Origin of the sequence: Galbibacter sp. (assembly GCF_048266365.1) — a bacterium.
GTDB lineage: Bacteria > Bacteroidota > Bacteroidia > Flavobacteriales > Flavobacteriaceae > Galbibacter.
This window is the reverse complement of the sequence record NZ_JBLWZP010000005.1, coordinates 154683-179322: the sequence shown is the minus strand read 5'-3', so window position 1 is coordinate 179322 and position 24640 is coordinate 154683. Positions and strand designations below refer to the sequence as shown.

The following is a 24640-nucleotide window of genomic DNA, read 5'->3' as shown; positions in this document are numbered from 1 at the left end:
TCTGTTGGAATCTTAATTGGGTTTTTAGGCTTTCAAACCTTCAAAAAAAATGAATATTACGCTTATCACAATCTCGGATATACTAAATCCAACCTTTTGAAGAAGGTGTGGCTGCTTAATGTTTTGATCTCAGCGTTATTGTTCATCCCTTATATAATCTTTAGGTAAATGGATCAATTGAAAGTAACAGGTCTTAATAAGTCTTATGGGAAAAGGGCTATTTTAAAGGATATTAACCTTGATTGTCGGGTAGGAGAAATAGTAGGGATATTTGGTCGCAATGGTACAGGGAAATCCACCTTTTTGAAACTTATTTTTGGAACGGTCAAAGCGAATTCAATACATATCAGCATAAATTCAAAGAACATTTCTCAAAAGGATATTATTCCTTCAAAAAAGATAGCCTATTTACCTCAGGACTCCTTCTTACCCAAAGAAAAGAGAGTAAGGGATATTATTCCTATGTTTTTTCCGAAAGGAGATGATCAAGATAAAATTTTCTATTCCCCTAAGATCTACAGTATTGAAAAAATAAAAGTAGGGCATTTATCTTTAGGACAATTGCGCTATCTGGAGTTGTTGCTTATTAGCAATCTAAATCATCAGTTTATATTGCTTGATGAACCGTTCTCAATGATTGAACCTTTGTATAAGGATGTTATTAAAGATTTATTGCGCGAAGTTAAAAAAGAGAAAGGTATAATGTTGACCGATCATTACTACAATGATGTACTCGAGATAACTGACAGAAGCTTTATTTTAAAAGATGCCCAGAAAATTGACATAATTGACGAATCAGATCTAGTTAGACATCATTATTTAAGGAGTGAATGAAAAAGGACCTTACCATTTGGTGGGCAATATATAAGACTCAAAAAAAACCGCTCTTTGAGATGAATCAAAAAGCGGTTTTTACAAATAACCAACCAAAAAAATCAATTAACCTAACTTAATACGTTTTCTTGTTTTTATAATATCATAACGTAGCTAGGGGGCTTACATTGCTTTTTCTTTTCATAATCTACTGTTAAATTTGGTCGGGCTTATTTTGGAGTAATTAATTTTGAGTCAAGGAAGTGATGGGACTTGCTTTGGGTCTAAAAATTTAGTTTTAAAATTTGGTTACTTTTGACCCTGCAAATTATAGAAATAAATAAAATGGAAAATACTATAAAGGTAGCTGTTCTAGGTGGCGGAAGTTGGGCTACCGCCCTGGTAAAAATGCTGTGTGAAAATCTTGATGAAGTAGGTTGGTATATGCGGAATTCATCAGCGATACAACATATTAAAGAAGAGCAGCATAATCCTAATTACTTGAGTTCGGTTGAATTTCATGTAGATCAATTGAAGCTAAGTGATGATATTAATGAGATCGTGGACTATGCAGACTTTTTGATTTTCGCTATTCCTTCAGCATTTTTACATCAAGAACTTCAAAAGCTCACTCTACCCCTTAACCATAAGGTTGTTTTTTCTGCTATTAAAGGTATAGTGCCCGAATATGGTTTGATCGTAGGGGAGTATTTTCACCAGGTCTACCAGGTACCTTATGATAATATAGGTGTAATTACCGGACCGTGCCATGCTGAGGAAGTTGCGCTAGAGCGATTGTCTTATCTCACAGTGGCTTCTTCTGATCAACATAATGCCACCATGCTTGCTGATCGATTGGCCAGTAGTTATATCAAGACGAAAATAAGTGATGATATTATCGGAACTGAATATGCCGCCATGTTAAAAAATATATACGCTGTGGCTGCAGGTATTGCTCATGGATTAGGGTATGGAGATAATTTCCAAGCCGTTTTGATGAGTAATTCCATCCGTGAGATGAAACGTTTTATAAAGCGTATTCATAAAATGAAGCGTAATATTGATGATTTAGCCTATTTAGGGGATCTACTCGTGACAGGCTACTCCATATTTAGTCGTAACCGTATGTTTGGTAATATGATTGGAAAGGGGTATACTGTAAAAAGTGCAATGATGGAGATGAATATGGTTGCTGAGGGTTATTACGCCACTAAAAGTGCGCACTTGATTACCGAAACACAAAAAGGTAAAAGTAAAACACCAATTATTGATGCCGTCTACGCTATTCTTTATGAAGGTAAAGATCCTAAGGTGACATTTAATAAACTAACGGAGAAATTAAATTAAGTACTAAAAATTTGATTTTTACCTTTAAAAAGCTAAGGTGAATTGTAAAAATCTAACAATTTTTGAAGGTTTCGAAACAATTTAAGCAGTGGAGTTTGAATATTTCTTTGCAAGCGCGCTAACCTCCAAATTCACAACTAACTATAGCTGTTATTTTTTTTTATAAATAGGGGTTTAATTTCAATTAAAAATATATCTTTGCACCGCGAAAAAAGCATGTTTGAGCACATTTGGTTCAAACTTTTGTTTCGTTAGTAATAAGCTTAACATTAAACACTTGAGTAATGTCAAAAATTACAGGTAAAGTTGCACAAATTATCGGTCCGGTTGTAGACGTAGCATTTGAATCGGGTTCTGAATTGCCAAAGATTTATGATTCTTTGGAAATCATAAGAAAAGATGGATCTAAATTGGTACTTGAAGTACAATCTCATATTGGAGAAGATACAGTAAGAACAATTTCAATGGATTCTACTGATGGTTTAAGTAGAGGAGTAGAGGTGCTTTCCACCGGAAATCCAATACAGATGCCAATCGGAGATGATGTTTATGGACGATTGTTTAATGTTATCGGAGATGCTATTGATGGATTGGGTGATCTTCCTAAAGAAGGAAAAGATGGTCTGCCTATTCACAGAGAAGCTCCAAAATTTGAAGACCTTACAACTTCTACAGAAGTACTCTATACCGGGATTAAAGTAATTGACCTTATTGAGCCCTATGCTAAAGGAGGTAAAATTGGTTTATTCGGTGGTGCAGGAGTAGGTAAAACTGTACTTATCCAGGAGTTGATTAACAATATTGCAAAAGGACACGGTGGTTTATCTGTCTTTGCAGGTGTTGGAGAAAGAACCCGTGAAGGAAATGACCTTCTAAGAGAGATGTTAGAGTCTGGAATTATCAAGTATGGTGATGAGTTTAACAAATCCATGGAAGCCGGTGGATGGGATTTGTCTAAAGTAGACAAGTCTGCAATGAAGGATTCTAAAGCAACCTTTGTATTCGGTCAGATGAATGAGCCTCCTGGAGCACGTGCTCGTGTAGCATTATCCGGGTTGACTATTGCGGAGTATTTCCGTGACGGTGCTGGCGAGGGTCAAGGAAAAGACGTTCTTTTCTTTGTCGATAACATTTTCCGATTTACACAAGCAGGTTCTGAGGTATCAGCACTTCTAGGACGTATGCCTTCAGCGGTTGGATACCAACCAACATTGGCTACTGAGATGGGTGCGATGCAAGAACGTATTACTTCAACTAAAAGAGGATCTATTACCTCTGTGCAGGCGGTATACGTACCTGCGGATGACTTAACGGATCCAGCTCCGGCAACAACCTTTGCTCACCTTGATGCAACAACAGTACTTTCTAGAAAAATTGCAGAACTTGGTATTTACCCTGCAGTAGATCCTTTAGAATCTTCTTCTAGAATTTTATCAGTTGATATTTTAGGTAAAGAACATTATGCCTGTGCTCAACGCGTAAAAGAGTTATTACAGCACTATAAAGAATTACAGGATATTATTGCTATTCTTGGGATGGAAGAACTTTCTGAAGATGATAAGCAAGCCGTATACAGGGCTAGAAGGGTACAACGTTTCTTGTCACAACCTTTCCATGTTGCGGAACAATTTACAGGTATCCCGGGCGTCTTAGTAGATATTAAAGAGACCATTAAAGGATTTAATATGATTATGGATGGTGAGTTAGATCATCTTCCTGAGGCAGCATTTAACCTTAAAGGATCTATTGAGGAAGCTATTGAAGCTGGAGAGAAAATGTTAGCTGAAGCCTAATATGAACCTTGGCATCGGTTAAGTTTTTAAGCTGCTGCCTTTAGAATTAAAAAGTATGCTATTAGAAATCGTAACACCAGAAGCCACCTTGTTTAAGGGAGAAGTAACCTCGGTTGCTGTTCCCGGAGTGGACGGTGAATTTCAAATGTTAGATAATCACGCACCTATAGTGTCTTTGCTAGGTAAAGGGGATGTGAAAATTTACGGAGATGTAAGCTTGAGTAAAGAAGTATCTTCCAGATTTTCAAGAGACGAAAAAGGAGTTACTCTTTTACCGATCAACAGTGGTACTGTAGAGATGAATAACAATAAAGTTATCGTATTGGCGGAATAAGTTAACCAATACTTTACTCAATAAAAAAAGCGTCGTTCTGTTATGGAATCGACGCTTTTTTTATGAATATATTTAGGTCAACTTTTTCTATTTATCTAACCAGCGATCGCGGTGCTTTTCTACCCTGCGTTTTACTCGAGAATCTAAAGTAATCTCATAGGTAGGATCAGGCTGCAATATGAGCTCTGTGTTTTGATTGATTCCAAAACGACTATAGCTGATTTTTAGAGACTCACCTACTTTGAATTTTGAAAGTAGTTCATCTAAGTTGGCATCCTGCTCTAATCCTACATCATTTATAGCGAGAATACGATCACCTTTGGTCAATCCAGCACTATATGCCGGGCTTCCAATAAATGGATAGGAAGTGACTAAATTTTGTCTTATTCGCATTCCGGCGTATGGCTTATTTTCTTGACGATCTAGAGCAATACCCACACTTTCAAATAAGGTTTTAAAATCAGGCATTTTACCGTTATAGATATAGCTGTTGAAATACTCATCAGCAAAATCTTTTCCTGCGTAAAGACTTAAATTAAAATGTAAATCGTCGATGGTATATGGTTCCTCACTTTTTCCTTGCGCTTTCCACATTTCTCTCATGTAATCATCTAGTGTTAATCCTTTTTGCCTTAAGGATAAATCTAAAGCTAGTCCCAGCATGCTTCCATAGGAATAATAAGAGATAAAAGTATTGCCGCGATCGATTTCTTCGACAGCAGTGGCAGCATCGACAAAAGGTGCTTGGTAACTCATTTCAATAGGGTTGTAGAGTTCCCTAGCTGGAGAGTTCCACACATAATTAAAGGTGCCGTTTAATCGTTTGACATATTCTTGTTGATCTATAATCCCGGCCCTACAAAGGGTCAAGTTGGTATAATAGCTGGTAAAACCTTCGGCAAACCATAAGGTTCCTGTCATGTTCGCTTTGGAATAGTCAAAAGGTTCCAGGTCCTTTGGACGAAGGCGCTCTACGTTCCATGCGTGAAAAAACTCATGAGATACGGTTCCTATATTGTTTTTAAATCCTCCATTTTCTAAACCTTCTCTATCTGTTAATATCGTCGAGTTTCGGTGCTCCATACCATCTCCACTGGCATTGGTCACATAGCAAGCGATAAAGGTATACTTCTGGTAGTCAAAGTCTGGAAGTTCTTTATATACATTTTTTTGGGTCAAGACAATTTGTTTCACCTGCTCAAAATAGGCATCTAACAAATCCTCTGGACTATGGTCGTGTAATACAAAATCTATAGTATAGGACTTGCCATTGGAATCCACGGTGAAAGAGCGCTTATTAAAATTGCTGAGCTCTGTTGGACTATCAAAGAAGTATTGGAAATTAGGTGCTGTATAGGTATTGCCTTCTTTAAAAGGCAATTGGGTTGCTATTTTCCAATTCAAGTCTTTTCTAGGCACAAAGGTGACCTCTACAGCATGATCGAAAAACTCCTTAGCATACATAAAAGTCGCCGGAATGTTTAAGTGCGCGTGACTTAGATCGATTTGTGCATAAGTCCCATCACCTCTGTTACCAAATAGGGTGTAATTGACCGTGGTAGTTCCCTTAGGGTTTGGAATCATCCATTGATGTGGGTCTTTTCTGAGAACCTCTATGGTGTCCCCTTGCTGATTTATAGCGCTGAGGTTGTTTACATTTTTAGCAAACTCATGTAGGGCGTAGCGTCCTGGCGAGCTTCGACTCATGCGAATGTAGAGTGTGTCAGAATCGGTCTGTGGAAAGGTTACACTGACATCGGCCAAATGATGTTCAGCCTTGTCAAATGAAATGGTGTAAAGAACTGACTGCTGTGCATTGAGAATCACAACACTAAATACCAGGGTGTAAAAACAAATAATTTTCTTCAAAACAAATATTTTATCTGGGTTACATTTGGGGTTGAAGTTACCAATTTTAATGAATTGTAATGTACATTTACACTTATAAATTTAATTTCTCATGACTGCTTTTCCAGAAAATCTCCTTGCCAAAATTCAAAAAAGAAAACAGGAGAACGCTCTTAGAGTTCTCACAACAGGTAATTTTGAGGTGGATTTTTCTTCCAATGATTACCTGGGATTTTCTCACAGCACTATGGCAGCAGAGCAGCGTAAAGCTAACCTGGACATGCAGCAATTTGATTCCGATGGATCTACAGGATCGCGGCTTTTAACTGGGAATCATAAGGCGCATGAAAACCTTGAGCAATTTTTAGCCAAATATCACAGTGTTGAAGCTGCTTTGGTTTTTAATTCCGGCTATGATGCCAATTTGGGATTTTTTAGTGCTGTACCCCAGCGGGGAGATATAGTGATTTACGATGCCTTCGCCCATGCCAGTATACGTGACGGAATTCAACTCAGCAATGCCAAAAGTTATAAATTCAAGCACAATGATTTAGAGGACTTAAAAAATGTGCTGCAGGCCTATAAAAACTACCAAGGGAACTTGTATGTGGTGACGGAATCGGTATTTTCCATGGATGGAGATTCTCCGGATCTAAAAGCCATGATTGCTTTAACGGAAAGTTTTGGAGCCTACTTAGTTGTTGATGAGGCCCATGCAGTAGGGGTTTTTGGTGAGAAAGGGGAGGGTATGGTGCAGTCCGTGGATTTAAATAATCGTGTTTTTGCTAGAATCGTCACATTTGGTAAAGCGCTAGGATGCCACGGTGCGGCGGTTTTGGGGAGCGAGCTTTTGAAAGTTTACCTATATAATTTCGCACGTAGTTTTATGTATACTACCGCACTCTCGCCACATAGTATTGGGGTTATTTATACCCGATATGGTATAATGGGTCAAGACAAGTCAGACTCTTTTTATCGCCAACAGCGCTCAAAATTGCTTCGAAATATTGAATTTTTTAAAGCTGAATTAAAATCCTTAGGGCTTGACAATGAAAACTATTTGCCGAGTAATTCTGCGATTCAATGCCTAATTGTACCGGGCAATGAACAGGTAAAAAAACTGGGCTATAGATTGAATGGGGCCGGTTTTGATGTAAGACCAATTTTATCCCCAACTGTTCCAATGGATTTTGAAAGAATTCGTTTTTGTTTGCACAGTTTTAATACTTTTGACGAAATATCAGGTGTTTTAAAGCAACTTATACCTTAAAAATTGTGCTGTTTTTGTATTTTAACAGCCTGTAGCACTAACTATATATCATGAAATCTGTATTTTTTGTAACCGGAATCTCTACTGAGGTTGGAAAGACTATTGCCTCAGCTATTATTGCTGAATCCTTAGAGGCTGATTATTGGAAACCTATTCAATCTGGAGATTTGGACAATTCGGATACGCACAAAGTAAAAGCGCTAATATCCAACAACAACACCAAGTTCCATCCCAATAGTTATGCCCTCAAGATACCCATAAGTCCACATGCCTCAGCAGCCTTGGATGGTATAACCATTGATGTTGATAATATACAGCTTCCTCAAACAGATAACCATTTGGTAATTGAAGGAGCCGGAGGGGTTTTGGTACCACTCAACGAGCAGCATACTATATTGGATATCATCGCTAAAGATTTTAAAATTATTGTCGTGTCAAGACACTATTTGGGAAGTATCAATCATACCTTGTTAACGGTAAACCTACTGAAACAAAAAGGTTTTGATGTATCCATTATCTTTAGTGGAAAAGAGCATCCTACTACCGAACAGATTATTCATAAAATGACCAATGTTCCAATAATTGGACGAATAGAAGAGGAGAAGGAATTTACTCCGGAAGTGATTCGTAATTATGCAGCACACTTCAATGAAAATCTAATTCAATTTTCTCAAAGACCACATACTAAACAAGTATCCTGAAAAAGTTTTTCTTTTAAAGAGGAATTTCAGTATAGAATAAATTATCTTCTGGCCAAGTTCATGCCAAACCATGAGAATTTTATTAGCCGTTGTTGTCATTACTCTATTATGTAGTTGTAGTTCCGACGACAGTCCAAAACAATTCGTTTATGACGTTGGCGTTGAATTTAGTATTAAAGATAGTCAGGGTAATGATCTGTTAAATCCTGAAAATGAAAACACCCTTAATTCGTCTGAAATTAAACTGTTTTATGTAGTAAATGGGGCGGTTGAGGAAGTGTATGACGGGAACATGGATTATCCCAGAAACTACGTGATTTACGATTATGCTCCAGTATCGGAATATCGAATTAGCGTTTTTTTAAACAACGCTGATACCGAAGCACAACCAATAACCTATATTCAATGGAATGCAACTGATACAGACACTTTAAGAAGTGAAATCTATAGGAGAAATAACTTGGTTAAGATCAAAACACTTTGGTTGAATAATGAATTGATTTGGTCTGATGAAGATGGGACAGAGCCCTACTTTGAATTGGTAAAATAATATCTTCTTTTATAGGAAATCATAATAAAAGTGGCCCCGGTTGCTTTTCATAACCATTCTGGCTAGCTCAGGTAATTTTAGTCTCGGCGATATATTAAAACTTATAATTTAAATTAGTTTTAATTGCGCAGATGAATCCTCATCTTTGTACTGAAATCCCATTAATTAAATTGAAAATGACACTTTCTCAGCGCGATAAAAAGCATCTTTGGCATCCTTTAACCCAGCATAAAACCAGTCCAGACAGTATTGCAATAACAAGAGCAAAGGGTGCGGTATTGTACGATGATAAGGGAGGCGAATATATCGATGGAATTGCCTCTTGGTATACTTCCGCATATGGCCATTGTAATGAGGCTATAGTGGAGCGGGTTAAAAGACAAGTAGAAACCCTAGATCAGGTTGTTTTTGCCGGGCTGACTCACGAACCGGCAGTTGAGCTTTCAGAAAAGCTAATTGCAATTTTACCCGATAATCAACAAAAGTTATTCTTCTCCGACAATGGCTCTACCTCAGTGGATGTTGCCATAAAAATGGCATTACAATATTACTTTAATCAAGGGGAGAAACGTCAGGTGTTGATTGCTTTGGAGGAGGGCTTTCATGGAGATACTTTTGGCGCAATGTCTGTTTCCGGATTATCGGTGTACAACGGACCTTTCGAAGATTTCTTTTTAAATGTCAAGCGTATTCCTGCACCAACCTCAGAGAATAGGGAGGAGGTTTTAAATCAACTAAAAGCAATCCTAGAGGAAGAGGCTGTAGCGGCCTTTATTTATGAGCCTTTAGTTCAGGGTGCGGCAGCTATGAAAATGAACGATGCAGAAGGCTTGGACGCACTCATTGGAGAGTGTCAGAGACAGCAAGTGCTGACTATTGCTGACGAGGTAATGACGGGTTTTGGTAAAACCGGAAAACACTTCGCCTCATTGCATTTAAATAATCAACCTGATATAATGTGCCTCAGTAAGGCGCTCACAGGTGGAATGGTCCCAATGGCTATCACGAGTTGCACCTTAAATGTCTACAATGCGTTCTACAGTGATGATATGAGTAAGGGATTATTCCACGGGCATACTTATAGCGCAAATCCTGTGGCATGTGCTGCAGCCATAGCAGGAATAGACCTTTTGCAGAGTGAAGCCATGCAACAAAACATTCAAAGAGTTATCGCATCGCATAAGGCTTTCGATCAAAAAATAAAGCAGCATCCAAAAGTGGCTGGAACAAGACAATGCGGTACCATTTATGCGCTTGATTTAGCGGTGAATATGGAGCGTTATGGGGATTTGCGAAAAAAAATGTTTGATTATTTTTTAGCAAATCATCTGTTTATGCGTCCCTTAGGGAATACCATCTACATCGCATCCTCTTATGTGATTACTGACCAGCAGCTAGAGCGTATATACAACGGAATTGAAGAGTTATTGGATACAGTTGTCTAGTGGTTTATTGCTTGGGTTATCCCGCTTAAAAAGGCATTAAAATCAAAATACGCTGTGGATGCTAAGCCTAAGCGAACTACGACTAAATCCTTGGAAGGCACAATATAAACGCGCTGTCCCTGGAAGCCATCTGCATAATAGGTATCCATGGGTGCATCTGGAAGTTTTTCCGGTGTGTTTAACCAGAAATGACCTCCATATTCCTTTGCGGAATTTGCGGCAGGAGTGGTTACAAAATCAATCCATTTTTTATCGAAAAGCTGATCGCCATTCCAGTTTCCTTGATGCAAGTACAATAGACCAAATTTTCCCCAATCTCTGGTGGTAGCCCAACCGTATGATGAGCCTACAAAATTACCCGCTGCATCAGTTTCTAAAACCATACTGTTCATGCCGATGCGATCGATGAGCTTATCATACGGAAAGTTGAGGTACTGCTGATAGGAGTCAAACTCTTTTCGTAGCAGACCCGCGAGTAAATTGGTGGTTCCTGAAGAATAATTAAAATGAGTGTTAGGCGGGAATGCTGCTTGTTTTTCTGCCTGCACTTTACTCATGTCCTCGGCTTGGAAAAGCATTTTAGTAACATCAGATATCTGAGAATAATCCTCTTCCCACTCTAGTCCACTGTTCATATGAAATAAGTCTGCATAGGTGATCTCTGCACGTTGATCATTTCTCCATGCTTCAACCTTAGCAGGCTGATCAATTTTAAATCCCCGATCAAAGGATAAAATACCATACAGCGTAGCCAATACACTTTTGGTCATGGACCAACCTAATAATCTGCTGTTGCGATTCAGGGAGTCGGCGTAGCGTTCTGCGATTATTTGATCCTTGTAGATCACTAGCACAGCTCTGGTTTTTTGAATGTCATTATTTTTAAACGCAGCGTCTACAGTATGTTGGATTTGATTGTAATCAATTGTTGAAAAAACAGTGTCCTTTTGTAGAGCGTCTCCATAAGGAAAGGGTAAGGGTTTAGGTGCAAGTATTCGTCTTGGTTGCTGCGCTATTAGATCTCCTAGGATCTTATTTTGCGGAACTAACACACATCCTAAGCCCTTTCTGTAAATTGCGGTCCTCTCCTTTAGGCCAAAAACATCAGCGGTAGCCGTTTTCTGTTCCAAATCCACACTGTTTTCAGCCAGGTTAACAGGTGAAAAATTATTATCGTTAGTTTCTGTATAATCTATTGCTCGTTGATCAATAAATTTGCAAGAACATATGTTTTTGGCCGCAAATCCACTGATGAGTTCGAGTTTGGGGTAATTGGTATATCCCGCATAAATGAGAATCAAAACAAAAAAGAGTAGTGTGTAAAGTAAGATGCGTTTAAAGTTTTTCACGGTGTTTAGGTTTAAGTAATTACTAAATTAGAAATTTAATGCTAAAGAAGGGTACTGTTTTTCACCAGGCATTACAAATTTAGCGATTGGATCTCCTTAGGGGTGTACAGTCAAAAGATATTTAAATTAAAGGCATTAGCCTTTAATCTTAGCGATCAGTTGCTTATTTTTGTAGTAAAGAATTGTTATAATGGATATACAAAAAATACGTTCTGACTTTCCTATTTTAAATCGGAAGGTTAACGATCATCCCTTGGTGTATTTTGATAATGCTGCCACCTCTCAAACACCTCAGGTGGTGATCGATTGCATTGTTGATTACTATGCAAATTACAATGCAAATATCCATAGGGGGGTGCACAGCTTATCTCAAGAAGCTACTGATAAATACGAACAAGCCCGCGAAAAGATAAGAGCTCATTTTAATGCTAAATTTACGCGAGAAATTATATTTACCTCAGGAACTACTCATGGTATTAACCTAGTGGCTAATGGTTTTTCTAGCCTTTTGAAAAAAGGTGACGAACTTATCGTTTCTGCTCTTGAACACCACTCCAATATTGTGCCTTGGCAAATGCTTTGCGAGCGCACAGAAGCGATCTTAAAGGTGATTCCTATGAATGACCATGGTGTTTTGGACATAGAGGCTTATGAAGGGCTTCTATCTGAACGCACAAAATTGGTGTTTTGCAATCACGTATCAAATGCACTTGGAGTGATCAATCCCATTGAACTCATCATAGAGAAGGCACACCAAGTTGGCGCTGCTGTACTGATCGATGGTGCTCAGGCCACACCACATATCAAACCTGATGTTCAAGCGCTGGACGCGGATTTCTACGTAGCCTCTGCACATAAGATGTGTGGACCAACCGGAGTGGGTATGTTGTACGGAAAAGAAGAATGGCTTAGCAAACTTCCGCCTTATCAAGGTGGGGGAGAAATGATAGCTGAGGTGAGTTTTGAAAAGACCACCTATGCAGATTTACCACATAAATTTGAAGCCGGAACACCTAATATTTGTGGTGGTATTGCCTTCGGGGCTGCAATTGATTATATGAACTCGATAGGTTTCCAGCAAATTAACGACTATGAGAATGAGTTGCTTGTTTATGGTACTGCAGAACTCAGAAAGATTCCAGGTCTAAAAATCTATGGTGAATCGGCACATAAAGCTGCGGTAATTTCGTTTAATCTCGAGGGAATACATCCTTACGATGTGGGTTCGATTGTAGATAAATTGGGGGTTGCTGTTAGAACGGGACATCATTGTGCTCAACCGATAATGGATTATTTTAAAATACCCGGAACAGTGAGGGCAAGCTTTGCCTTTTATAATACCAAGGAAGAGATAGACACTTTGGTGTCGGCTGTGAAATTAGCTCAGAAAATGTTGTCTTGACGGGTTTTAGAATTTAAAACGGAGTGTAAAACAGTTGAATAGGCAATATACTTGTTGTATTTTTGCCGTATAAAAATGAAATGATGACAATACAAGAAATCCAAAACGATATCGTTGATGAGTTTTCTATGTTTGACGACTGGATGCAGCGGTATGAGTATATGATAGAACTCGGAAAATCATTACCGATCATCGAAGATCAATATAAAACGGAAGCCAATATTATTAAAGGTTGCCAAAGTAAAGTATGGGTTCATGCTGAGCTGCAAGATGAAAAATTAATATTTACCGCCGATAGTGATGCCATCATTACCAAGGGAATAATTGCTATCTTAGTACGAGCCTATTCTAATCAAAGTCCTAAAGCGATTATTGATGCCGATACCAAGTTTATAGACGAAATCGGATTAAAAGAACATTTGTCGCCAACGCGTGCCAATGGTTTAGTCAGCATGATTAAACAACTGAAATTGTATGCAGTGGCTTATCAAACCCAATTAAATTAAGATATTATGAGTGAGACTATTAATACCGTAGAACTAGGAGAAAAAATAGTACGAGTTCTCAAAACAGTATACGATCCGGAAATCCCAGTAGACATCTATGAGTTGGGATTAATATACGATGTGTTTGTAAATGATGATTACGAGGTGAAAGTCTTGATGACATTGACCACACCAAACTGTCCGGTTGCCGAGACGCTTCCTGTTGAAGTGGAAGAAAAAATAAAAACCATTGAGGAGGTTAAAGATGCTGAAGTGGAAATTACTTTTGATCCGCCTTGGAGCCAAGAACTAATGAGTGAGGAAGCTAAGCTGGAATTAGGCTTACTTTAAGCAGATTTATTGATAGTTATTAACGTCTCAGCAGCGGAGTCTATGCAGCAAGAAATTAGAAACAGAGTAGCCGAGAGCATCCTGGAAACTTTTAATTTAGAAGAGTTTTATCCTGAAGGTGAGCGGGTTTTATTTGATATAAAAGATTGGCTCGATCAGGGATTTATCCTAAAAGAAAAGCAATTCAGAGCCTTGGCAGAAGACCATAATTGGGAGCAATATCAAGATACTTATGTAGCCTTGCATTGTTCTACGGATGCTATTGTGCCCACTTGGGCCTATATGCTCATCACCACCAAACTTAATCCTTATTGTAAGAAAGTAGTACTTGGAAGTTTAGATACCTTGGAGTCTTTAGTGTATAGAGAGATCATCCAAGAGCTAGATCTTTCTAGGTATAAGGATAAACCTGTAATTGTTAAAGGGTGTTCTAAAAAGGCGGTTCCGGTGGATGCTTACCTTTTTATTACCTCTAGATTGCAAAAGGTTGCCAAAAGCGTGATGTTTGGAGAAGCTTGTTCTTCAGTTCCACTATATAAAAGAAAATAATAATATCTTTACCGAATCCTAATCTCCCCCTTATCTATCTACTATTTAAAATGAGTTTTAAATATTTTTAACTAGTGAATTTAAATTTAAACTTGATGAGAAAACTATTTGTGCTAGGAGCACTGTTATTCGGAATTTCATTTACTTACGCTCAAGATGAAGAGCCGCCAAAAGAAGGGTGGACTAAAGGAGGTACTTTCACATTTTTATTAAACCAAGCTGCATTTAGCAATTGGGTAGCCGGAGGGCAAAATAATGTGTCAGGTACAGGAAACATCAATTACGACTTTAACTATCTTAAGGGAGATTGGACATGGGATAATAAACTTTTAATGTCTTATGGGCTTAATAAGACCAAAGATCAGGGGACTCGTAAAACTGATGACCGATTCGAATTTAACTCTCTCGTAGGTAAAAAAGCTTTTGGTAATTGGAATTATTCATTCTTTTTGAATTTGAAAACTCAAATGACAAAAGGTTTTGATTACAGTAATGATGAAGCAACTGACTTTCACACTTCTGGATTCTTTAACCCTGGGTACTTAACCTTTGGTCCGGGTATGGAGTGGAAGAAAAGTGATAACTTGAAGGTGAACTTGGCACCTGCCACTTCAAAACTTACCTTCATTTCTGATGACCTTTGGATCTATGATGGTGCTCTAGGTGAATTCGTTCAGCATTCAGGTGCAGATAATACAAACGAATTGAGTGCCTATGGTATTGACCCGGGAGATCAGTCTCGTTACGAGCTTGGTTTTTACGCTTCAGGATATTACAAATTTCAGTTGATGGAAAATGTTTCTGTAGAGAATATCTTAAACCTGTATTCAAACTATTTGGAAGATCCACAAAATGTTGATTTGGATTACACTTTAAATATAGTAATGCAAATCAATAAATACCTTTCAACGAACTTCACAGTTCAAACGGTATATGACGATAATGCTGTTAGCGCCCTACAGGTTCGTGAGGTATTTGGTTTAGGAGTGAATGTTGCTTTTTAACCGAATAGGCACAGTATACAATATATTATAAACAGTTAGAAACTGTACAAGAACTAAAAAAAGCCTTTGAATTGCAGCACGCATCTCAAAGGCTTTTTTGGCTCTACCTTAGTTGAATTCTATATTATAGATCCTCTTGGTATTCCGGGTATAAAAAGCTGTTATACGGAAAGCGAGTAACGTGAATTCTACGAACCTCTTCATAGACCATCCTCCTGAATTCTTCAAGGTTATCTTTTTCCAGAGCTGATATAAACAAAACATTGGAGCCCATTCGGTTCATCCAGGTGTTTTTCCATTCTTCAAGAGTAAAGTGTTTTGCAGTACGCTCCGTAATCAGATCGTCTTTATCTATGGTTTGATGTTCATAATTGTCAATCTTATTAAATACCATTATGACAGGCTTATCAGCACTTTTGATTTCGTCCAAAATTTGATTCACAGAGTTGATATGATCTTCAAAAGTCGGGTGTGAGATGTCTACCACATGTAAGAGTAGATCAGCCTCCCTGACCTCATCTAAGGTGCTTTTAAAAGACTCTACCAATTGCGTAGGGAGCTTTCTGATAAATCCAACAGTGTCGGTTAATAGAAACGGTAAGTTACCAATGACCACCTTTCTAACGGTGGTGTCTAGAGTGGCGAATAATTTATCCTCTGCAAAGACATCACTTTTACTAATGACATTCATAAGGGTAGACTTTCCTACGTTGGTATACCCGATTAATGCAACACGAACCAAGGCTCCGCGATTACCTCTTTGGGTTTCCATTTGCTTGTCAATTTTTTCAAGCTTCTTTTTTAACAGTGCAATACGATCCCTTACAATACGTCTATCGGTTTCAATCTCAGTCTCCCCGGGACCACGCATTCCAATACCCCCTCTTTGTCGTTCAAGGTGAGTCCACAGTCCTGTAAGTCGTGGAAGTAAATATTGGTATTGTGCCAATTCAACCTGAGTCCTCGCATAACTCGTTTGTGCGCGCTGGGCAAAAATATCTAGAATCAAACTGGTCCGATCCAACACCTTTACCTTAAGAATCTTTTCAATATTTTTTTGTTGAGCCGGAGTTAGTTCATCATCGAAAATGACACTTCCAATCTCGTTTTGTTCTACAAAATCTAAAATTTCTTCCATCTTACCACTTCCGATAAAAGTCTTCGGATTTGGGAGTTCAATTTTTTGAGTGAATCTTCCTTCTACTGAGCCACCCGCGGTATAGGCCAAAAATTCTAACTCATCCAGGTACTCTTGAGATTTCTCCTCATCTTGCTCTTTGGTAATGATTCCAACTAGCACAACCTTCTCATAATCTATATGTTTTCTCTCTAGCATAAATTATTTGTATTTTGCAAAGGTAAACAAATCATTTTTTTAAATACAAAATATGACAGACAGCAAAAATATCTCCGTAGCCTTTTACAATTTGGAAAATCTTTTTGACACAACGAACGATCCTCATATCTTAGATGATGATTTTACTGCTGAAGGATTCTTAGAATGGACTAAGGAGCGCTATCAAAATAAACTGTTCAAATTAAGTAAGGCAATTTCAGAAATTGGCTATGACGATATAAACCAACACCCTTCTATAGTTGGTGTGGCTGAAGTAGAGAATAGAAAGGTTTTAACGGATCTTATAAACTGTAACGGTCTAGAGGAACTCGGCTATGATTTTGTCCATTATAATTCACCTGATGAGCGTGGGATCGACACTGCTTTGTTATATCGAAAAGATGATTTTGAAGTTCTCGAATCCACTACCATAACTGTTATGGTATATAACCCAGAAAATGAACGTGATTATACTAGAGACATATTATATGTTCGTGGGAATCTCCACGGTGAAATGGTTCATATATACGTCAATCACTGGCCATCTCGAAGAGATGGAGACGAAGGAACCGCCTACAAACGTATCACTGCGGCTCAGACCCTCAGCAAGCATTTAGAAATCGTTAAACAGACCTATCCTAATGCAAAGTTTATAATCATGGGGGATTTTAATGATAATCCCAACTCTGAAAGTATAAAAGATCACCTGGTAATCAATGGCCTTTTCAACCCTATGGTTACCATGCTAATCCCAGAAGATCAAGGTAGTACCACCTATAGAGGACGTTGGAATTTATTTGATCAAATTATTATCTCTACGAACTTTTTTGCCCGCGATGCTAAGGGTCTTTCCTTTGACCGAGCTGCAATTTTAAGTGATCGCTTTTTGCAAGATTGGGATAAGCGCTACGAAGGATTTCCATTTCGAACCTATGCAGGTCCAAAATATATAGGTGGCTATAGTGATCATTTTCCAGTTTATGTCGTTCTCCAAAATTAATTCAATGGATGAATAAGGACATAAATATGGAATTAGGAGCTATTTTATCTTTAAAATACAATAATCATCGATGAAATGCATTTTAATATAAGGAAAAAACCTACAATAATATTATTGTTATTCCTACATTTACTATAAAATATTACCGTTCATCGAATAGTGGCGTGTATTTCATCGAATAAACCGTGCATTTCATCGGGAAAGTTTTGTAATCAAATTACATTTATGATGCAAAACAATCCCAAATGTTATGAAGGCACTACTACTTAAATCGATTTCACTTCTAGTTATGGTAGCTGGGTTATTAATTAACCCTTCAGATCTTGTCGCTCAACAACACTATGGTAGAGCAAACTATCAGATGAAGAATTCAGATAAACTTAGAAGACTTTCGCATAAATATAAAGATGTAAGTCATCGTAGAAAAGCAGAAGCTCAAAGTGTTGCCTTGACTAAAGGTTGGGCGATTTCCACGGAGCTTTCCAATGGTGGTTATGAAGAATTAGAACAACTTGGGCCTGATGGTGCCCCAATCTACTATACTACTTATAATGACAACGTAGTCTTTACATCAAGGTCCAATGCCCTCTATCAAAATGGAGACCTTCACTTGGATGTCGACGGATTGGGGATGTATGTTGGTGTTTGGGATAGTGGTAAGGCATTACTTTCTCACCAGGAATTAGGTGGTCGAGTTCAAAATGGAGATGATGCTAAAAGAACTAGTGGTCACGCAACTCACGTTTTGGGTACTATACTAGCTGCAGGAGTTGATCCAAAGGCAAAAGGAGTAGCATTCAATGCAGATGGTGTGAGTTATGATTGGTCCAATGATGAGGCTGAGGTTGCCAAAGCCGCTGCAGACGGATTATTACTTTCAAATCACTCTTATGGGATTAGCGCTAAAACTATTCCGGATTGGTATTTCGGTGCTTATATCTACCAAGCCAAGGATTGGGATGAGATCATGTACAATGCACCTTATTATTTGATGGTTACCGCTGGGGGTAATACACAACAATATCAATACAATCAACAACCAGTTACAGGAACTGCTGCTGATGCTTATGATCTTCTATTAGGTTATGCTGCATCTAAAAATGGGCTCACTGTTGCCGCTGCTGATGAAGTTGTGTTTGACGATCAGCAAAATGTGACCGGTGCTCAAATTGCTTCCTTCAGCAACTTTGGCCCTACAGATGATGGGCGTATCAAACCGGATATTACTGGTGAGGGTGTAAACGTTTATTCTGCTTATAGTGATAATGATACGAGTTATTTGGCACAATCCGGAACATCTATGGCTGCTCCGGGTGTTACTGGTGCATTACTTTTGTTACAACAATATTACAAAGAAACTCACGGTGACTTTATGAGGGCTGCTACCTTAAAAGGTTTGAGTTTACACACGGCAGATGAGGCTGGAGAGTTCCCTGGACCAGATGCGCGATTTGGATGGGGAATTATCAATACAAGAAGAGCAGCACAAACAATTTCTAACCTTGGTCTTAGCAGTATTATTCAAGAAACAAGCCTAGCTAATGGTGAAATCCTTCAATACACATATCAAGTTGAAGAAGGAGAGACCTTAATGGCCTCTATATCCTGGACAGATCCTGCGTTTGCTACTGAAAATAAAGGGAATCTTAATGATGCTACTCCAGTGTTGGTGAATGATTTAGACATCGTGATACTTAAGGAGGCTGAGGACGGTGAATTTTACCCTTGGAAGCTCACAGCCACTAATGGTTATTCAGCGGCCGTTCAAGGTGTAAATAATGTCGATCCTTTTGAAAAAGTTGAGGTTTTAAACGCTGTAGGAACTTATGTTATTCAAGTGAGTCATAAAGGTTCTCTACTTACTGATCATCAGGATTTTTCATTGATCGTTACTGGAATTAAAGCCAGCGATTGTGTTTTAAAAACTCCTGCTGAACTTAAAACAGGATCTATAGAGGATGAAAAAGTTAGTTTGGTTTGGGAATCTGTAGAAGATGCTATTTACGAAGTTGCTTATAGAACGCAATCAAACAAAAAAGGAAGTCTTCAAGAATGGCAAACTGTATTGGTAACTGAGAACAATCTTGAATTAACCCAATTGGAAGAAAATACGGTTTATCAATGGAAGGTAAGAACCTTGTGTTCAGAGCTTGCGGAATCTGATTTTAGCAATGTGGTTAGCTTTAGAACTAAGTTTGTCGATACGATGGCTCCAGGCATCCCTTCAGGTTTAGTGGCTCATGAGATCAGCACTAAATCTTTGATATTGCACTGGGATGCTTCTAAGGATAATGTAGCGACCACATCCTATGAAGTTTATCAGGATGGCGTTAAAATAGGAACCTATGAAGCTACACAATTAAAGGTTACAGGATTAGCATCACAAACTTCCTATCAATTTGTAGTTGTTGCGATAGATGCTGCTGGTAATCGTTCTTTAGAAAGTGAGATTGTCGCTGTAGAAACACTTAAAAAACATACTCTTGTTCAAGAGATTACACCTACGGATAAGGGTGTTTTTGAGCAGCAGTCAGATCGTATTTTGGTCTATCCTAACCCTGCGGTTTCAACAATTAAAATTAAAGGGCTCACTGAAAAGAGTGATGGTTACCAAATTTTCAATGCTTCGGGAAATAGAGTTGCTTATGGCAATGCGTATAACAAGTCAATTGATGTGTCTACCTTCCCTCCAGGATTGTACGTGGTAGCCATAGCAGATGGTTCAAAAGGTTCTACTGCAAAATTCATGAAAGATTAAGCAGTAGATCACTTCTAAGTCTTGAATTCATATTGTGATTTAAAAACCAGATATCAGTTTTGCGACATCCTTGGCATAATAGCTGGAAATGATGTCGGCTCCAGCTCTTTTAATGGCCATGGATTGCTCAATGATTATTGCATTTTCATCTAGCCAACCTCTCTGAGCAGCGGCCTTGATCATGGCGTATTCACCACTAACTTGGTATACCGCAATAGGAACATCAAAGGTGTTCTTAAGGTCTCGAACAATGTCTAAATAGCAGAGTCCGGGTTTGACCATCACAATGTCCGCACCTTCGTCTATATCCATTTGTGTTTCTCTAATGGCTTCCGTCCTGTTGGCAATGTCCATTTGATAGGTCTTTTTGTCCTTAGGAATGTCCTTAGAGTCTACCGGAGCTGAATCCAATGCATCTCTAAATGGACCGTAGAATGCTGAGGCGTATTTTGCGCTGTAGCTCATAATTCCGGTATCGTAAAATCCTTCGCTTTCAAGGGTTTCTCTGATGGCTAGAATTCTACCGTCCATCATATCACTTGGTGCCACAAAGTCCGCACCGGCCTGTGCGTGTGATAAGGCCATTTGAGAAAGGGCATCTACTGAAGGGTCATTAAGTATTTTACCGTTCTCTACGATACCATCATGCCCATAAACAGAATATGGATCTAGAGCCACATCCGTCATTACAAGCATCTCGGGGACTGCATTTTTTACGCATCTTATCGCGCGTTGCATTAGGCCATCTGGATTGATGGCCTCACTACCTTTGTTGTCTTTTAGGTTTTGTTCAACCTTAACGAATAGCAACACAGATTTAATTCCTAGAGACCAGATGAGTTTTACTTCTTCAACCAAGAGGTCTAAACTGAAGCGGTAATATCCGGGCATTGACGAGATTTCATCTTTAATATTTTTTCCTTCAACCACAAATAGCGGTGCTTGGAAATCACTTGGACTAATAATGGTTTCTTGAACCATACTTCGAATCGCTTGACTAGCTCTTAATCTTCTATTTCTTCTTAATGGATACATTGGTGTGTTTTTTAATTTTTGTTACAATGTGCCTTAGGTTTTACAAGCGTTCTAGACCCATGCTTTAGGCTTGCATAAAACCTCAACTAATTTTTCTTCCTCACTTCCCTTTTCAGGGGTGTGGTCATATACCCATTGTACATGGGGAGGTAAACTCATTAATATACTTTCAATTCTTCCGTTGGTTTTTAAACCAAATAAGGTGCCCTTGTCGTGAACAAGGTTAAACTCAACGTAACGTCCTCTTCGAATTTCTTGCCAGTTTCTGTTTTGCTCCGTATAGGGCAATTCTTTTCGTTTTTCCACCACTGGAACATAGGCATCCAAGAAGCTATTCCCAACCTCTGTTACGAAGTTGTACCAATCCTCTATGCTTTTGTCCTGGTCCGCTTTACAATAGTCAAAGAATAATCCACCTACGCCTCTAGCTTCGTTGCGATGTGAATTCCAAAAGTACTGATCACATTTAGCTTTAAAGTCACTGTAGAATGAGGTATCGTGTTTGTCACAAGCTTCTTTGCAGATGCCGTGGAAATGTTTAGCATCTTCTTCAAACAAGTAGTATGGTGTTAAATCCTGACCACCTCCAAACCAGCAATCAATGGTATTCCCTTGCTTGTCATACATCTCGAAATAGCGCCAGTTCGCATGAACTGTTGGTACAAACGGGCTTTTAGGATGAATGACAAGGGAGAGTCCGCAGGCAAAGAAATCACAATCTCCAACATTAAAATATGATTGCATAGATTTCGGAAGCGGCCCGTGAACAGCGGAGATGTTAACACCTCCTTTTTCAAAGACTTTTCCGTTTTCGATGACTCTTGTTCTTCCGCCACCGCCCTGAGGTCGCTGCCATAAATCTTCCTCAAATTTTGCCTCAGTGTCGATTTGTTCTAATCGGGATGTAATCCTGTCCTGAAGCTCTAGAATGTATTGGTAGAATTTATCTTTCATTACGTCTTTTTTTTGAATGTACTGATGGAAATTAGCTACGCGTTTAAGGCCTATAATTCTTCAATATAAACGAGATTTTCCTCAAAAGCATGCTCTTGAAAGCTATCCTTATTCAGCTTTTTAGCGTATTTGAATTTTTCCATTAGAAACTGATCCATAGTATCATAGTTGACCCCAGTGGGATCATCTTTGTGCATTTGTTTAAACCATTGACGACCCTTCTTATTGTTGTGCAAATCCATATGGGTTTCCACAGCTTTGTTGACAAAGGCCTGTTCGTGCCAATCGGTTATTTCTTTTGCCCAGAGTAAAGCGATGGAAATGTCTTTTCCTAACTTGATACATTCAAAGGCAATTGACATATTCCATAAGGCGTGGCGATACGCATTGGTCTTGTTGTTTTTGTGATGCGCCCCTGCGAAGCGTTTATCGCATATTGAAATACATTTTTTTGTAGCCTTCACAAAACAATAGAACAACACTGGACTGCTTATGACCTTACCTATAATGGCCGTAATTTGTCTTAGAGAAAGGGACTTTATGATACGACCAACATCCATCTACTTTACTCGGTATTCTTTTACGGCATCTATAAATGCCTTAGCGTGATCCACTGGAATATTAGGTAATATACCATGGCCTAAATTGGCAATGTACTTATCCTTTCCAAAAGCGTCAATCATTTCACCCACCATCTTCTTGATAACAGGAATAGGGGATAACAAGCGCGAAGGATCAAAGTTTCCTTGCAATGTGACCTGACCTCCTGTGAGCTGTCTGGCAATTTCGGGTGAACATGTCCAGTCCACACCAATGGCAGATACCTTGCTCTTAGCCATATCTCCTAAGGCATACCAACATCCTTTGCCAAATACAATAACTTCAGTATTATCAGCTAGTGCTTCAATGATTTGATTAATGTATTTCCAAGAAAATTCCTGGTAATCTACAGCAGAGAGCATGCCTCCCCAAGAGTCAAATATTTGAACGGCATTAACGCCATTTTTAACCTTCTCCTTCAAATAAAGGATGGTGGTGTCTGTTATTTTTTGAAGTAGGGCATGAGCTGCTTCTGGTTGTGAGAAACAAAATCCCTTCGCTTTATCAAAACTTTTAGACCCTTGTCCTTCTACTGCATAACAAAGAATCGTCCAAGGAGACCCTGCAAAACCGATCAAAGGAACCTCGTCATTTAGCATTTCTTTGGTTAGTTTAATAGCATCCATGACATAACCCAACTCTTCATTGATCTCCGGTACTATGACCTGCTCAACATCCTTAGCTGATCGAATGGGGTTTGGCACCCATGGTCCAAGTCCCGGCTTCATCACTACATCGATATTCATCGCCTGAGGAATCACTAAGATGTCAGAGAATAGTATGGCAGCATCAGGTTTTACGATCCTAATAGGTTGTACCGTAATTTCTGCAGCTAATTCGGGAGTTCTACAACGTGTAAAGAAATCGTATTTCTCCTTTATAGCCATAAATTCAGGTAAGTATCTTCCCGCTTGCCTCATCATCCAAACTGGTGGTCTTTCTACCGATTCGCCTTTTAAAGCTTTTAAGAAAAGATCGTTTTTTATCATAATAGTATGCTTTTAATGTTCTTTAAAGTGTTTGATTACCTGAACTAGAACATTTTCAATAGTCGTTCTGTTTGCAGTAATGAGATTTTTGGTATGTTTTCTTACCTCGGCTTCAGTTGTTTTTCCCAAACAAAAGACGATGGTGTCATCAAATAAATTTCGTTGCGCATAGCTTTCCACAGCACTTGGGCTGAAGAATAAAACAGCATCAAAACTACGAAGCATATTCTTTGAGGTGAGTTTTGTTTGGTACACCTGGGTTTCATGCAATTCGACTTGATGCTTTTTAAGCATCGCCGGAAGTTCTTCACGACGTAGGTTTCCGCAAAACAAGTGAAAGGAATGCGTTTCGTATTGCGTTACTAGTGTTTTGGCAAGGGTACTGGCCTGATACGCCTTTTCCACAACATTGAAGTTGTGGTGTTTTAAGAGTGCCTCGGTTTTATCACCTACACAAAAACAATTTGTGATTTGAATATTTTCATCCACGATGGATCTTACCGCATTCTGACTTGTAAATATGGCATTTTTGATCTGCTTTGGAGCCTTGAATGCTATGGGTTCAATACTTATAAAGTTATGTTCATGATAAACAATACCAGCCTCTTCTAGAATATTCCTCTGTGTAACTTCGAGTTCTTTTGTACTTAATATTTCAATCATGATACCTATTGAGAATTTTGATTAATGTGAACTCAAACCTTTTTCGCTAAATGCAGTGATCCCT

The 24640-nt window shown here is 38.6% G+C and carries 23 protein-coding genes; 15 read left to right on the top strand and 8 right to left on the bottom strand.

The window, feature by feature from the left end; all coding sequences use genetic code 11:
- Positions 1–168 precede the first annotated feature (168 nt).
- From ACN0TV_RS09805 to ACN0TV_RS09790, 4 genes are all read left to right on the top strand, one after another.
- Complete coding sequence (locus tag ACN0TV_RS09805; RefSeq protein ID WP_417362530.1) at positions 169–834, top strand: ATP-binding cassette domain-containing protein; 666 nt, start codon at positions 169–171, stop codon at positions 832–834.
- A 324-nt stretch (positions 835–1158) separates the two neighbouring features.
- Positions 1159–2160 (top strand): NAD(P)H-dependent glycerol-3-phosphate dehydrogenase, encoded by a 1002-nt coding sequence (locus tag ACN0TV_RS09800; RefSeq protein WP_417362528.1) that lies wholly within the window; start codon positions 1159–1161, stop codon positions 2158–2160.
- A gap of 284 nt (positions 2161–2444) precedes the next feature.
- Positions 2445–3953 (top strand): F0F1 ATP synthase subunit beta, encoded by a 1509-nt coding sequence (gene atpD, locus ACN0TV_RS09795; RefSeq protein ID WP_417362526.1) that lies wholly within the window; start codon positions 2445–2447, stop codon positions 3951–3953.
- Positions 3954–4008: 55 nt separating this feature from the next.
- Complete coding sequence (locus tag ACN0TV_RS09790) at positions 4009–4287, top strand: F0F1 ATP synthase subunit epsilon (RefSeq protein WP_417362524.1); 279 nt, start codon at positions 4009–4011, stop codon at positions 4285–4287.
- Positions 4288–4374: 87 nt separating this feature from the next.
- On the opposite strand, the gene ACN0TV_RS09785 is transcribed toward ACN0TV_RS09790, so the two are convergent.
- Complete coding sequence (locus ACN0TV_RS09785; RefSeq protein WP_417362522.1) at positions 4375–6156, bottom strand: M61 family metallopeptidase; 1782 nt, start codon at positions 6154–6156, stop codon at positions 4375–4377.
- A gap of 91 nt (positions 6157–6247) precedes the next feature.
- On the opposite strand from ACN0TV_RS09785, the gene ACN0TV_RS09780 reads away from it, so the two are divergent.
- The 4 genes from ACN0TV_RS09780 (at position 6248) to bioA (ending at position 10101) form a co-directional block, all read left to right on the top strand.
- Positions 6248–7405: an aminotransferase class I/II-fold pyridoxal phosphate-dependent enzyme gene (locus ACN0TV_RS09780; RefSeq protein ID WP_417362520.1), complete on the top strand. Its 1158-nt coding sequence runs from the start codon at positions 6248–6250 to the stop codon at positions 7403–7405.
- A 50-nt stretch (positions 7406–7455) separates the two neighbouring features.
- Positions 7456–8106, top strand: coding sequence for a dethiobiotin synthase (gene bioD / locus ACN0TV_RS09775; RefSeq protein WP_417362518.1), 651 nt, complete (start codon positions 7456–7458; stop codon positions 8104–8106).
- A gap of 70 nt (positions 8107–8176) precedes the next feature.
- Positions 8177–8656, top strand: a complete 480-nt coding sequence (locus ACN0TV_RS09770; RefSeq protein WP_417362516.1) for a hypothetical protein — start codon at positions 8177–8179, stop codon at positions 8654–8656.
- A 176-nt stretch (positions 8657–8832) separates the two neighbouring features.
- The gene (bioA, locus tag ACN0TV_RS09765) at positions 8833–10101 is read left to right on the top strand and encodes an adenosylmethionine--8-amino-7-oxononanoate transaminase (protein WP_417362514.1); all 1269 of its coding nucleotides are present in this window, start codon (positions 8833–8835) and stop codon (positions 10099–10101) included.
- On the opposite strand, the gene ACN0TV_RS09760 is transcribed toward bioA, so the two are convergent.
- On the bottom strand, positions 10098–11450 hold the full coding sequence (locus ACN0TV_RS09760) for a serine hydrolase domain-containing protein (protein ID WP_417362512.1): 1353 nt from the start codon (positions 11448–11450) through the stop codon (positions 10098–10100). The genes bioA and ACN0TV_RS09760 overlap by 4 nt on opposite strands.
- Before the next feature lie 190 nt (positions 11451–11640).
- Between ACN0TV_RS09760 and ACN0TV_RS09755 the strand changes: the two genes are divergently transcribed.
- The 5 genes from ACN0TV_RS09755 to ACN0TV_RS09735 all read left to right on the top strand — a co-directional run bounded on the left by ACN0TV_RS09755 (position 11641) and on the right by ACN0TV_RS09735 (position 15241).
- Positions 11641–12852 carry an aminotransferase class V-fold PLP-dependent enzyme gene (locus tag ACN0TV_RS09755; protein WP_417362510.1) on the top strand — a complete coding sequence of 404 codons (1212 nt, stop codon included), beginning with the start codon at positions 11641–11643 and terminating at the stop codon, positions 12850–12852.
- 83 nt (positions 12853–12935) lie between these two features.
- Positions 12936–13358: a SufE family protein gene (locus tag ACN0TV_RS09750; protein ID WP_417362698.1), complete on the top strand. Its 423-nt coding sequence runs from the start codon at positions 12936–12938 to the stop codon at positions 13356–13358.
- Between the two features lie 6 nt (positions 13359–13364).
- Complete coding sequence (locus ACN0TV_RS09745) at positions 13365–13688, top strand: SUF system Fe-S cluster assembly protein (protein ID WP_417362508.1); 324 nt, start codon at positions 13365–13367, stop codon at positions 13686–13688.
- A gap of 42 nt (positions 13689–13730) precedes the next feature.
- Positions 13731–14237, top strand: coding sequence for a DUF2480 family protein (locus tag ACN0TV_RS09740; RefSeq protein WP_417362696.1), 507 nt, complete (start codon positions 13731–13733; stop codon positions 14235–14237).
- A 95-nt stretch (positions 14238–14332) separates the two neighbouring features.
- Positions 14333–15241 carry a DUF3078 domain-containing protein gene (locus ACN0TV_RS09735; protein WP_417362506.1) on the top strand — a complete coding sequence of 303 codons (909 nt, stop codon included), beginning with the start codon at positions 14333–14335 and terminating at the stop codon, positions 15239–15241.
- A gap of 124 nt (positions 15242–15365) precedes the next feature.
- Here the strand turns inward: ACN0TV_RS09735 and hflX are convergent, their stop codons facing one another.
- Positions 15366–16577: a GTPase HflX gene (hflX, locus tag ACN0TV_RS09730; protein ID WP_417362504.1), complete on the bottom strand. Its 1212-nt coding sequence runs from the start codon at positions 16575–16577 to the stop codon at positions 15366–15368.
- A 52-nt stretch (positions 16578–16629) separates the two neighbouring features.
- Here hflX and ACN0TV_RS09725 point away from each other — a divergent pair, with 52 nt between their 5' ends.
- Together ACN0TV_RS09725 and ACN0TV_RS09720 are read left to right on the top strand one after the other, a co-directional pair.
- Positions 16630–17577, top strand: coding sequence for an endonuclease (locus ACN0TV_RS09725; protein WP_417362502.1), 948 nt, complete (start codon positions 16630–16632; stop codon positions 17575–17577).
- 250 nt (positions 17578–17827) lie between these two features.
- The gene (locus tag ACN0TV_RS09720; protein ID WP_417362500.1) at positions 17828–20335 is read left to right on the top strand and encodes a S8 family serine peptidase; all 2508 of its coding nucleotides are present in this window, start codon (positions 17828–17830) and stop codon (positions 20333–20335) included.
- 39 nt (positions 20336–20374) lie between these two features.
- Here ACN0TV_RS09720 and hemB read toward each other — a convergent pair whose 3' ends face one another.
- From hemB to ACN0TV_RS09695, 5 genes are read right to left on the bottom strand one after another with little or no spacing between them, the layout of a single operon-like run.
- Positions 20375–21370: a porphobilinogen synthase gene (gene hemB / locus ACN0TV_RS09715; RefSeq protein ID WP_417362498.1), complete on the bottom strand. Its 996-nt coding sequence runs from the start codon at positions 21368–21370 to the stop codon at positions 20375–20377.
- A 51-nt stretch (positions 21371–21421) separates the two neighbouring features.
- Positions 21422–22324, bottom strand: a complete 903-nt coding sequence (gene hemF / locus ACN0TV_RS09710) for an oxygen-dependent coproporphyrinogen oxidase (protein ID WP_417362496.1) — start codon at positions 22322–22324, stop codon at positions 21422–21424.
- A gap of 50 nt (positions 22325–22374) precedes the next feature.
- Positions 22375–22884 carry a DUF6973 domain-containing protein gene (locus tag ACN0TV_RS09705; RefSeq protein WP_417362494.1) on the bottom strand — a complete coding sequence of 170 codons (510 nt, stop codon included), beginning with the start codon at positions 22882–22884 and terminating at the stop codon, positions 22375–22377.
- Complete coding sequence (gene hemE / locus ACN0TV_RS09700) at positions 22885–23913, bottom strand: uroporphyrinogen decarboxylase (RefSeq protein WP_417362492.1); 1029 nt, start codon at positions 23911–23913, stop codon at positions 22885–22887.
- 12 nt (positions 23914–23925) lie between these two features.
- Positions 23926–24576, bottom strand: coding sequence for a uroporphyrinogen-III synthase (locus ACN0TV_RS09695; RefSeq protein WP_417362490.1), 651 nt, complete (start codon positions 24574–24576; stop codon positions 23926–23928).
- Between the last annotated feature and the right edge of the window lie 64 nt (positions 24577–24640).

Bases quoted from the DNA above. Each gene is read 5' to 3' on its own strand.
- ACN0TV_RS09805 (WP_417362530.1), top strand. From the start codon at position 169: ATGGATCAATTGAAAGTAACAGGTCTTAATAAGTCTTATGGGAAAAGG.
- ACN0TV_RS09800 (WP_417362528.1), top strand. From the start codon at position 1,159: ATGGAAAATACTATAAAGGTAGCTGTTCTAGGTGGCGGAAGTTGGGCT.
- atpD (WP_417362526.1), top strand. From the start codon at position 2,445: ATGTCAAAAATTACAGGTAAAGTTGCACAAATTATCGGTCCGGTTGTA.
- ACN0TV_RS09790 (WP_417362524.1), top strand. From the start codon at position 4,009: ATGCTATTAGAAATCGTAACACCAGAAGCCACCTTGTTTAAGGGAGAA.
- ACN0TV_RS09780 (WP_417362520.1), top strand. From the start codon at position 6,248: ATGACTGCTTTTCCAGAAAATCTCCTTGCCAAAATTCAAAAAAGAAAA.
- bioD (WP_417362518.1), top strand. From the start codon at position 7,456: ATGAAATCTGTATTTTTTGTAACCGGAATCTCTACTGAGGTTGGAAAG.
- ACN0TV_RS09770 (WP_417362516.1), top strand. From the start codon at position 8,177: ATGAGAATTTTATTAGCCGTTGTTGTCATTACTCTATTATGTAGTTGT.
- bioA (WP_417362514.1), top strand. From the start codon at position 8,833: ATGACACTTTCTCAGCGCGATAAAAAGCATCTTTGGCATCCTTTAACC.
- ACN0TV_RS09755 (WP_417362510.1), top strand. From the start codon at position 11,641: ATGGATATACAAAAAATACGTTCTGACTTTCCTATTTTAAATCGGAAG.
- ACN0TV_RS09750 (WP_417362698.1), top strand. From the start codon at position 12,936: ATGACAATACAAGAAATCCAAAACGATATCGTTGATGAGTTTTCTATG.
- ACN0TV_RS09745 (WP_417362508.1), top strand. From the start codon at position 13,365: ATGAGTGAGACTATTAATACCGTAGAACTAGGAGAAAAAATAGTACGA.
- ACN0TV_RS09740 (WP_417362696.1), top strand. From the start codon at position 13,731: ATGCAGCAAGAAATTAGAAACAGAGTAGCCGAGAGCATCCTGGAAACT.
- ACN0TV_RS09735 (WP_417362506.1), top strand. From the start codon at position 14,333: ATGAGAAAACTATTTGTGCTAGGAGCACTGTTATTCGGAATTTCATTT.
- hflX (WP_417362504.1), bottom strand. From the start codon at position 16,577: ATGCTAGAGAGAAAACATATAGATTATGAGAAGGTTGTGCTAGTTGGA.
- ACN0TV_RS09725 (WP_417362502.1), top strand. From the start codon at position 16,630: ATGACAGACAGCAAAAATATCTCCGTAGCCTTTTACAATTTGGAAAAT.
- ACN0TV_RS09720 (WP_417362500.1), top strand. From the start codon at position 17,828: ATGAAGGCACTACTACTTAAATCGATTTCACTTCTAGTTATGGTAGCT.
- hemB (WP_417362498.1), bottom strand. From the start codon at position 21,370: ATGTATCCATTAAGAAGAAATAGAAGATTAAGAGCTAGTCAAGCGATT.
- hemF (WP_417362496.1), bottom strand. From the start codon at position 22,324: ATGAAAGATAAATTCTACCAATACATTCTAGAGCTTCAGGACAGGATT.
- ACN0TV_RS09705 (WP_417362494.1), bottom strand. From the start codon at position 22,884: ATGGATGTTGGTCGTATCATAAAGTCCCTTTCTCTAAGACAAATTACG.
- hemE (WP_417362492.1), bottom strand. From the start codon at position 23,913: ATGATAAAAAACGATCTTTTCTTAAAAGCTTTAAAAGGCGAATCGGTA.
- ACN0TV_RS09695 (WP_417362490.1), bottom strand. From the start codon at position 24,576: ATGATTGAAATATTAAGTACAAAAGAACTCGAAGTTACACAGAGGAAT.